We start from the raw sequence: 9,951 nt of genomic DNA, 5'->3' as shown, positions 1-9,951 counted from the left end.
GCAGCCGCCGCCGGCGCGATCACGCCCTCGGCTTCCCATTGCGCGAGATCGGCGTTGAGGCGGTCGCGGTAGGCCTTGTCGAACATTGGGGTGGGTTACCTCGGTGCCGCATGATGGCGGGGCATTGCTAGGTCGGGTCGTGCGGGTGGTGGGTTCAAGCTGGCACCGCTTTGGTGGGGACACCGGGGTGTCGGTTGCTGCGTAGCAGGTCAACCGGTGAGGCTGCGTTCGCGGATCGCATGCGCGACCGCCAGAATACCGCTCTGGAGCCTGCGCGAGAAATATTCAGCCGGGATCCAACTCGCCTGTCCAGCGATCTCGTCCCCTCCAGAAGGAACACCTTGGGCAAGGCTCGCCCATCGGATAATCAACGCCTTCTTCGTGCGGACATCCAATGATTCCGTCCACCATCGCCACCGAGTGCACGGAGCTTTGACGCAGATGCGCAGCGATCTCCGAGAGAATTGTCGGATCGGTTCGCACGTCGCCGGTTTCCGAAAACCAGCGACGCAGATCGGGCTCAGCTCCTTCATATCGGATCACCGACACCGCAACCTTCGAGGCCCGTTGATTGTCGGGACCATAGAAGGCAAGCGTACCGACCGGATAGCCACGCATCCCTTGCTTGGCTTTTTTGTGCAGCCATTTCGCGGGCTGCGGTCCGATCTTCATCGCCATCACTGGATACTTTACTGCTCGCGCTCACAGATTGATGGAGGTCGGGCGCAAATTGGCGGAGAGGGAGGGACTCTCCCCCGCCGGTGCGAAAACACCCGGTAAATACAAGTTTATCTGTGTTTTTGGGCGTTCCTTGAGCCGTCGGTTCTACACCGAGGGTCTACACTACTATGGGAACGACGAAAATGCCGACCCCTTTCCGGCCCAAGAAGGCCAGCGGCAAGGAGCAGAACGTCTACTGGATCCGAAAGAAGGTACCGGCGCGCTACCGCGCTCTGGTCGGCCAGACCGAGGTCTGGAAGTCGCTGAAAACTACGGACCGCCGGACGGCCAACGCCCGGATCGTGGCCGTCTCGGAGGACCTGGAACGCGAATGGGCGCGCCTCGCTCTTGAGGCCAAGCGGGGCCCAGACGGTCGGGGCCCGGTGGCGCCCCTGACCCATCAGGACCTGTTCGCGATCCAGCGCGAGACCCACATCCGGATCCGCGACGCCCACATCGCCGAGCCCGGCACGGGATTCGGCGCACTGAGGTGGCTCGCACTCACGGAGAACCAGGATGATCCGGGAGCCGAAGAGGCGCTCGACCAATGGGCGCGCGAGGTCCTGACCCGCGAACTCGGAGAGCCGCCCGCGGAGGCGCAGGTCGAAAAGCTGAAGCCTCTTCTCGCCGAAGCGAGGAAGGGGGCCTACGGCGACGTCTTCCGCGCCTCGACCGGCGACTTCGAGGAGAACAAGAAACTCGGCAAACTGCCCAAGGAGCGGACGAAGCCCAAGGTCGACATCATGGAGGCCTTCGAGCTCTACTGCAGCCAGCCTCGGATCAAGGGCGGCCTCGACGGGCCGACCGCCAAGCGCTGGCGGCCGGTAATCGAACGTTTCGTCGAATGGATCAAGCACCGAGACCTCGCGCGGGTGACGCCGCAGGACGCGGTCCGTTGGCGCGACTACATGATCTCCCAGGGCATCGCTTCCAAGGCCGTCCGCGACGTCTGGCTGGCGGCGCCCCGGTCGGTGGCCACCCACATGCTCAACGCGCTGCGGCTCGAGGTCAATCCGTTTGCCGGGATCAAGGTCGAGGGCGTCAAGGCCTGGAAGGAGGACGACGAGCGAGGTTTCGATCCGGAGCAGGCGCTGAAGATCCTGTCGGCGACCGTAGCGACGCCGTCGCACTTGATGTCCGCCGAGATGAGGGCGGCCAGACGTTGGGTGCCCTGGGTCTGCGCCTATACAGGCGCGCGCGTCAACGAGATCACTTCGCTCCTGCCGTCGGACGTTCAGCCCATCCTCGGCCATTGGTGCTTCGTGCTTAGACCCGAGATCACGAAAGGCAAGCGGCTGCGCCGCGTGCCGGTCCACAAGCATCTGCGCGATCAGGAATTCTTGGTCTACGTCGAACAGCGCCGCAAGCTGGGCAAACCGCTGTTCTACGATCCAGTCCGCGCCCGCGGCGGAAAGGGGGCCAATCCCCAATGGCAAAAGGTCGCCGAACGGCTGGGAGAATGGGTGCGCGATACGCTCAAGATCACCGACGTGCAGCCCAACCACGGTTGGCGTCATCTCTGGCGTGAGATTGTGCGCGGCACGAAGATGAAACCCGAGTTGTGCGACTACATGTGCGGCCATGAAAGCAAGAGCGGGACTGGGGCGCGGTACGGCAAACGAAAGGTGCCGGTGCTCGCGAAGGAGCTGGCTCTCTTCCCGAGATTCAAGGTCCCAGCCTTGAATCGGCCGCCGGCGCCTCTCAAGCGGACGCGACGCTCGCCGCAGCAGATCGCCGCGGACAAGGCCGAAAGAGCGGCTCGGCGCGCGGCCGCCTGAAGGCCCAGCGACTAGGCATGCTTGGCGAGATCGAGACGCAGCCGCTCTACGTCCGCCTTCGCGGCGCGAGACGGTTCGTGCTAATTATCAGCGGACCGAGACAGCGACGGCCCGCCTTGACAGCCACGTCCATTGCCGACCCGCAATCCTTCATCCGAGCCAACACCCGGCTGCGGTCGGTGCCCCTGGTGCCGGAAATCGCGGTCTTCCTCGCCGATGAATCAGTGCCGCTCTGGCAGAAGACCGAGAACGAGCTGAACGAGGCCGGCCTTCCCCCGCCCTTCTGGGCCTTTGCCTGGGCGGGCGGCCAAGCGCTGGCTCGCTACGTACTCGATCATCCTGATACCGTGCGGGACCGGCGCGTGCTCGACATCGCTTCCGGCTCCGGACTCGTCGGCATCGCGGCGATGAAGGCTGGCGCGGTCGGGGTGACCGTGTCCGACATCGACGCCTTCGCGATCGCGGCGGCGGAACTCAATGCGGAGGTCAATCAGGTCCACCTCACGTCGTGCGGCGAGGACGTGCTCGACACTCAACCAAGCGGCCGATGGCAGACCATCCTCGCGGGCGACATTTTCTATGAGCAGGACACCGCGGCGCGTGCCTTCGCATTTCTGGCCGACCATGCGCGCGCCGGCGCGACCATCTTGATCGGCGACCCTGGGCGCTCTTTCCTTCCGAAGACAAAACTTGTCCGACTCGCCGACTATCGCGTACCGGTGACCCGCGACCTAGAAGACGCGGAGATCAAGCATACGGCTGTTTGGACCATCTCGCCGGATTACCTGTAAGGATGCGTTGCATGACGTTAGCGGTTTCCGAGCGGCTCGACGAAATCAACTTGGATCAATTCTCAACGACTGAACATGCGCTTTATCGCGCACTGCGGCGGAGAGAGTGGGACTCTCTTCCCCTATGCCCCCAAATGCGCGAATTCCGCCGAAAAACAAGGATTCCCGAAAAGCCGGCCGGTGTTTTGCGACCACCGCTGTGTACCACCTGTTCGGCTGATTCGGCCGGCAATCTCGGCCGATTTCGAGGCGTGCTGTGAGAATCTATTTTGGACCTGGGCAGCGGAAGCGGAGCGCGTTTGGGTCAAGGGCTGCCCTGAGTAACAGCACGACCTTGTCAGCTCACCTGTTGAAAGGAGACCTCAAAGCGCGCCCGGCGGAGGTCAGGCAAGAGCCAGAAGGAGACCCCTGCTCGTAAGTAAGCAAGCAACGAAGGTCCTGGCCATCTCATTGCTCGCGAGCGCCGGCCTTCCTCAGTCCTTCGACGATGTCGTCGTACTCACGACGAAACTGCGGATTGCTCGAACGTGCGTAGCCGATTTGCTGAAACCATCGGATCGTGAAGTCCGGTCGGATTGCATTCAATTCGACCAACACTTGCTGGGCCATTTCCAATTGGCCAGTGGCTCCATAAGCTGAAATCAGATCTACATACGGAAACCAGTCCAATTTACTCAAGTTGATGGAGCGCTTACATTCCTCGATGCCTTCCGCGTATTGACGCAGATGGACATGAGCATGACAGAGGAAGTAGTGCCAAGTGCCAGCGGCCGGATCTTTGGGGCTTAGGCGCAAGGCGATCTGAATCGGGGGAAACGCTTCGCGCGCGCGACCCGCCGTAACAAGTACGATCCCCTTGGATGCATATGCGACGGGCGAATTAGGGTCGATTTCCAAAGCTGCGTCATACTCAGGCAAAGCTTCCTCAGGATTTCCATAATTCAAAATGTTTCCCTTGGCTACGTGCGCGCTTGCGGTCGCCGGGCGCTTTGCGAGAACTTGATCAATTAGCTTCAGCGCCGTTCTTTTGTCCTCAACCACGGATGTCGACCATCCGTAGATCACGCCCTCGGCTATGCACAACGCCTTCCCGATCATTGCATCGGTGTTGTCTGGATCGAGGCGCAGTGCGCTATCGAACAAGTCGTTTGCCTGTGCATTCGTAAACTTGGTCCGGGGGCCATAGCGCTTCGCCCAGCCGCGCATGCTGAAATCCACAGCATCTGGATTGGTTGGCCTGTCCATTTGGCTGCGCCGGCTTTCGGCCTGGATGAGTTCGACGTTGAGAGAGCGAGCGAGGCGCGCCGTGACCTGCTCCTGCAAGGCCGCAAGATTTGTCCGATCGCCGTCAAAGCGGTCAGACCAGACGTCACGACCAGTCGACAGTTCGGCAAGTGACACGTTCATCCGGACCCGATCTCCGGCCCGTTGCACCGCGCCCTGTACCGCCCATCGGATACCGAGATCCTTGCCGAGCGTCTTGAGATCGACCTGCTTATTCTTATAGGTGAAAGCCGTCCCGCGCCCGATGACGAATGTATCGGGCATTTGCGCGAGGTCTGTTGTTAGATCGGTCGTAATGCCGTCGGCAAAATAGTCCTGCTCCGCATCGTTGTTGAGGTTTGCGAATGGCAGAACAACGAGAGACAAACGGGGAGCAACGTCGGGCCGTGCGGTAGCCTTCTTCTGCGTTTTTTGGCTTTCCGGAAACACGTCTGTGCGGAGCGTCTTCCAAACAGTCCAGTAGCCGACGAGCCCGCCCGCAATCGCTCCCACGGCAGCAATTGAAGCGAGCGCGCCGCCGATCAACTGCAATCGTGCCCGCAACCGAATCTTTAGATTGCGATCGGATGGCGGCTTCCGCTCCTCATCGAATGCCGCTTTGTCTGGCTGCTCATTATTGGATGGCGGCTTGCCCGGAGGGTCATTGGAGACTTCCAAGTTTGTCACCCTCGCCTCCCTGCACGGGCCACACGCCCGGACTGCAAACACTAGCAGAATGCACGGCTTCAGGTTGGTCAAGACTTCTGACTCATTCGCTTTTTTTTGCGAAGACTATGTTCGGTCTACGAGGTCCGATTACTGGGGCAGACCGGCTTTGTGAAAGCCCTCAATCATCAGCTTCGCATTAGTTGATAGCCGGCTCCGAGCGACCCACGCCGATATTGTGAAGGTGGGGTCCAAGTCAAGCACACCAGCTGCCGCCTCACGAGCTTCAGCGTCCCGTCCGAGATGTGCGAGAGCGGATGCGAGGCAGCGGTACGATCCTGGATAGGAAGAGTTCTGGCGCAGGGCTCTCTTCCCTGCAACGACGGCCTCGTCAAAGCGACGAAGCTCAATAAGGGCAAATCCCATCCCGGTTAAAACTGTGAACTGTTGCGGGTCCACCGGGCTCATTCGGATTGCGTGTTCAAAGCTCCGGATCGCTTCCTCCGGCTGCCCCACAACGCTGTAGACCCAACCTCTGCGTCTCCATATGTGAGATGAATTTGGGTTGAGCGCGACCGCCCGATCGGCAATCTCAATCTCAGCCTCACGATCGCCTACCAAAAAAGCCGAGATTGATGCAGCAGTTGCTAACGTGTCTGGATCATGATCGTCGAGGCTCAATGCCAAGCGCATAAGCCGAACGGCTTCACTGCGTTCGAATTGTGGATCAATCGCATAGCTTCTAAAGACGTTTTCCATATGACAGTCGCCTGCCAACGCCGCCGCAGCAGCAAACCCGGTGTCAAGCTCCAAAGCGTGCTGAACCAGTCGGAGTGCCTCGGCCAAACTCTCGCGGGTCGATCGGACGGCTTGCTGTATTGCCTGGAGATAAAGATGATACGCGGTGAGGTCTTCCGGTCGCCGCCGAGTCGCCAGTGTAATTTCTGCTCGAAACAACTTTGGCTGGATCGCTGAGACAATGGCGAGCGTGACTTCGTCCTGCAACGCGAAAACATCTCTCATGTCACGCTCGAACTTGTCCACCCAAATGTGTGCGCCTGTAGCCGCTTCAATCAATTGGCCCGTGATGCGAACTTTCCCCGACGCCTTTCGCACCGCTCCTTGAAGGACATAGCGCACCCCAAGCCTGCGCCCGACTTCCTTGACGTCGACGGCTTTGCCCTTGAACGTGAAACTAGAGTTTCGAGCGATCACGAACAACCATTTGAAACGAGAAAGAGCGGTGGTGATCTCCTCAACCATTCCATCCGCGAAGTACTCCTGCTCGGGATCGCCAGACATGTTCGCGAACGGCAGTACGGCGATGGAGGGCTTGTCGGGAACTGCAGGAGCGCTCTCGGGCTCATCGCCCGGATCTGGGTTCGCAACTTCTCCCGCCTCCCGGACCCGTCCGATGAAGCGGAAACCCTTGCGTGGTAGTGTTTTGATTAAGCGCTGTTCCTCGCCAGAATCGCCGATTGCGGCCCGGGCGGCATTCAGGCGGGTCGTCACCGCCGCGTCGGATACGCTACGCCCATTCCAAATGGCCTTGATGAGCTCGTCCTTGGTGACAACTCGCTCCCTGTTGCGGATCAGGTAATCGATCAAGTCAAATACCTGCGGCGCGACGGGCACGAACTCGCCCCCGCGACGCAGCTCGCGCCGGTCGGTGTGGAAGACGTACTCCTCGAACAGATAGCGCAACTGCCATCCTCCGCCGTGTCAGCCCCGCAGCGAAACAACGCCTCTCCCGCCAGTCGGAATGGAAGAGAATAAGCCGCTGATAAGGAAAATGTAAGCCGCTCGTAAAGCGCACCGGACCGCGCTTCGGCAGTCTAGCCGCCGAGAATACGTAGCGGAGGCGACGATGAGTGCGACCTACGACTCCAAGAGAATGCGACGGGCTGGTGCATTTGCACAACGGAGTGCTGGCCTACTTGTCTGCTCTGCGCTTGTCGTCGCCTGCGCCAACGCTGCTGAAGCCCAATGCTCGGCGCAGGATGTCCTGCGCAATCACCTGGCGCTTAAGGGGACTCCACCAGCCCGCGACACTCGGACTTCATTCAGCTCCGCCGCCGAGGTTCCTTTCTGGAAGAGGATTACTGTCGGGACGTTTAGGGATTTGGCCGCTCTTCGGGACGCGATGAGTGCACTGGGCTGCGGTGTTGGGAGCTCGGCCGACGAGATTCTCGGAAGGCCGACCTTTACCCTCAGCACGAAGAAGACAGAGGTCGAGCTTGTTGCCGTATCGCCAGCCGAACTTGGCTTTGCGGGCACAACGGCAACGCTGCGAAAAGTCTATGCGCGCGCGCAATTGCTGGGCCTTCTGCTTGCACCCGCCGAAGTCGCGCTGCAGCTAAGGCTTCAGTATCTGGATCAGCCGATCGGCGAATTCCTTATCATGGCCATGGAGCCGATCAGGACATGGGCTGGTGTACCGGTCATCCTAACAGTGGCCAATGGTGGGGCGGGTCTCATTCTGATCGGGCAGGACGGCGAAGACGGTTTGGACCTGCCGGTGAGGTCGCGTTTTGTTTTCGTTCGGCCCGGTACATCCGGGCCTTCCCAGGCAGCCGCATTCGCTCCATAGCCAGGGGTAAAACCGATTTTGTCGCTTCCGTCCTCCGCATATCGCAGAGCGAGACAGTAGATAGGCGCATAGCGCGCTTGCAGCATCGTAGAGAGGAACGAATGTCCGCGAGAATACATGCAGCGCTCATGCTTGGCCTGATTGTGTTGGCGAGACCGGTGCTCGCCCGTGATGACGGGCGCTACGCTAATTCGCCGCTGAAGCCATGGTTCGAGAGCTTGCACAGTGAGTTTGGGCAGTGCTGTACGAATGCCGATGGGTACATCGTCTTCGACGCCGATTGGGAATCCGACCGTGGCCATTACCGCGTCCGCATCGAAGGGAAGTGGGTCGTGGTTCCTGAGGGCGCCGTCCTAAACCAACCGAACCGCGCCGGTCCGACTATGGTATGGAAGCACTACATCGATGGCCATCCGCGCGTTCGCTGCTTCCTGCCCGGCAGCATGATCTGAGAACGTGCCTCAGAATTCGATGCGCTATTAGTTATCAGTGGTCGATCAGGTCAAACACCTGGGCGCAAGGATACTAGGTCGGCCCCGCGACGCAGCTCGCGTTGATCGGTGTCGAATTCGTACCCGCAAAACGATAGAGCAGCTGCCAATTCCCCCGGTTGTAGCAAAACCTAGAACGCAAAGAGTAAGCTGCTCTTAATGGAAATGTAAGCAGCACGTGAAGCGTTCCCGCCGGGTTTCTGGCATCCTCTCTTGGTGGAAACAACGGAGCGCTGCAATGAGCACGCTTTACCAGACGGGCTTAGCCCAGACGACCGTATCGGACCGACACTATTCCGGTGCCTTGAAGAGTTTGTGGGGCGCGTTTCAAGAGTGGCGGAAATGGGAGCGGCTGCGGGGTGATCTTTGGCGCCTTACCGACCGGGAAGTAGCAGATCTCGGAATTACGCTCTGCGAGATCGACTATGTCACGTCGAATCGAGATGCCCACTCGTGAGGCATTCGATCCGGATGATGTCGATGTCTACCGTTTGGACGATTGGAATTGGACAGCGCCAGCTGCCTCGTGACGCAGATGCTGACTGACTTCCGACCCGGTCAAAGGCTGCCCTCGGTAGCCAGCATTACTTTGATCGGTTCACCTCTCGGAAGCGGACGTGGAGCCGCTCAGAGCTAAGGCAGAGACGGGACACAATCGGACTGGGACCATTTAGCGGAGAGAGCACGAAGGTCTCTGCAGGTTAAAAGGCGATCATTATGTCCGGCGGCCCTCGCGACGAGAGGGGTTCCTTTTTTCTCGCCGCCGGTATTTCATCTGCACAGCGGAGAACGGGCATGCAGGGATCGCTGGGGGAAAAGATCGGTGAAGGCGCCTTCTCCGAAGCCTATGCTTGGGCGCCCGGTCAGGTCGTGAAACTATTCAAGGCCGGCGTCTCTCATCTGCTCGGCCGGCACGAGGTACGCATGATCCACGCTGTGCGGGCCGCCGGCGTCCCGGTGCCGGAGGTGTTCGGCGAGGTGACGCTGGACGGCCGCTTCGGCATCGTGCTGGAGCGCGTCGACGGACCGACCCTGTGGCATCTCTCGCGGATCGGCGCGGTGACGTTCGAACAGGCGGGCGCGATCCTCGCGGCTCTGGCCATGTCTGTTCACAAGACGTCCCTGGCGTCGGAGCTCCCCTCCATGCGCGAGTATATGGACAGCGAGTTGAGGCACGACGGCGGCAAGGTCCCGAAGCACATCGCCACCGACATCCTCGCCCTGATCGATCGCCTGCCGACCGGCGACGGGCTTTGCCATTGCGACCTTAGCCCCGGCAACGTGATGATGACGGCGGAAGGCCCAAAGCTCGTCGACTGGACCTTCGCGATGCGCGGGCCCGCCGCCTTCGATCTTGCGTTCTTGCATATCATCCTGTCCGAGCTCGCCCCGGAAATAGCCGACAATCCGGAGCGGCCGCGCGCGACCAATGCGGCGGCGCAATCCGAATATGCGCGATTGGCCGGCATGTCTCTCGCTGAGCTGACGGCGGCAATGGAGCCGTATTTGCCCATCGTCCGCACCTTCGTCGTCCTTGGCAACGTGGTGCCTGCGCTGCGGGAGCCACTGATCCAGCGCATCGAAGCGGGGCTGCGTTCGGAACACTGAACCGTCTTGTCGCGCGCGCGAGCCGAAGTGGCCTCGAAGCGACG

At 60.5% G+C, this 9,951-nt stretch carries 9 protein-coding genes; 6 read left to right on the top strand and 3 right to left on the bottom strand.

Translation table 11 applies throughout. The features are described from left to right. Positions 1-285 precede the first annotated feature (285 nt). Positions 286-678: a hypothetical protein gene (locus IC66_RS0124195; protein WP_244429157.1), complete on the bottom strand. Its 393-nt coding sequence runs from the start codon at positions 676-678 to the stop codon at positions 286-288. A gap of 185 nt (positions 679-863) precedes the next feature. On the opposite strand from IC66_RS0124195, the gene IC66_RS42655 reads away from it, so the two are divergent. From IC66_RS42655 to IC66_RS46430, 3 genes are all read left to right on the top strand, one after another. Beyond that, entirely contained in the window at positions 864-2,498 is a 1,635-nt protein-coding gene (locus IC66_RS42655) for a DUF6538 domain-containing protein (RefSeq protein ID WP_157158086.1), read from the top strand. A 116-nt stretch (positions 2,499-2,614) separates the two neighbouring features. Beyond that, positions 2,615-3,289: a class I SAM-dependent methyltransferase gene (locus IC66_RS0124185; RefSeq protein WP_038949361.1), complete on the top strand. Its 675-nt coding sequence runs from the start codon at positions 2,615-2,617 to the stop codon at positions 3,287-3,289. A gap of 11 nt (positions 3,290-3,300) precedes the next feature. Beyond that, positions 3,301-3,549, top strand: a complete 249-nt coding sequence (locus IC66_RS46430; protein WP_157158085.1) for a hypothetical protein — start codon at positions 3,301-3,303, stop codon at positions 3,547-3,549. Between the two features lie 187 nt (positions 3,550-3,736). Here IC66_RS46430 and IC66_RS0124180 read toward each other — a convergent pair whose 3' ends face one another. Both IC66_RS0124180 and IC66_RS0124175 read right to left on the bottom strand, forming a co-directional pair. After that, complete coding sequence (locus IC66_RS0124180; RefSeq protein WP_038949360.1) at positions 3,737-5,239, bottom strand: tetratricopeptide repeat protein; 1,503 nt, start codon at positions 5,237-5,239, stop codon at positions 3,737-3,739. 129 nt (positions 5,240-5,368) lie between these two features. Next, positions 5,369-6,922 carry a winged helix-turn-helix domain-containing tetratricopeptide repeat protein gene (locus tag IC66_RS0124175; protein WP_038949359.1) on the bottom strand — a complete coding sequence of 518 codons (1,554 nt, stop codon included), beginning with the start codon at positions 6,920-6,922 and terminating at the stop codon, positions 5,369-5,371. Between the two features lie 163 nt (positions 6,923-7,085). Between IC66_RS0124175 and IC66_RS0124170 the strand changes: the two genes are divergently transcribed. The 3 genes from IC66_RS0124170 to IC66_RS0124160 all read left to right on the top strand — a co-directional run bounded on the left by IC66_RS0124170 (position 7,086) and on the right by IC66_RS0124160 (position 9,907). Then, positions 7,086-7,808: a hypothetical protein gene (locus IC66_RS0124170; RefSeq protein WP_244429156.1), complete on the top strand. Its 723-nt coding sequence runs from the start codon at positions 7,086-7,088 to the stop codon at positions 7,806-7,808. Between the two features lie 128 nt (positions 7,809-7,936). Beyond that, a complete protein-coding gene (locus IC66_RS0124165) occupies positions 7,937-8,260 on the top strand; it encodes a hypothetical protein (RefSeq protein ID WP_249162664.1) in 324 nt (107 codons plus the stop codon). 834 nt (positions 8,261-9,094) lie between these two features. Continuing rightward, positions 9,095-9,907, top strand: a complete 813-nt coding sequence (locus IC66_RS0124160) for an aminoglycoside phosphotransferase family protein (protein WP_038949356.1) — start codon at positions 9,095-9,097, stop codon at positions 9,905-9,907. Positions 9,908-9,951: the final 44 nt, after the last annotated feature.

This window comes from Bradyrhizobium genomosp. III, assembly GCF_000261705.1.
GTDB classification, from domain to species: domain Bacteria; phylum Pseudomonadota; class Alphaproteobacteria; order Rhizobiales; family Xanthobacteraceae; genus Bradyrhizobium; species Bradyrhizobium ottawaense.
Note: the sequence above shows the minus strand (reverse complement) of the source record. Positions and strands in the feature narration are given on the sequence as shown.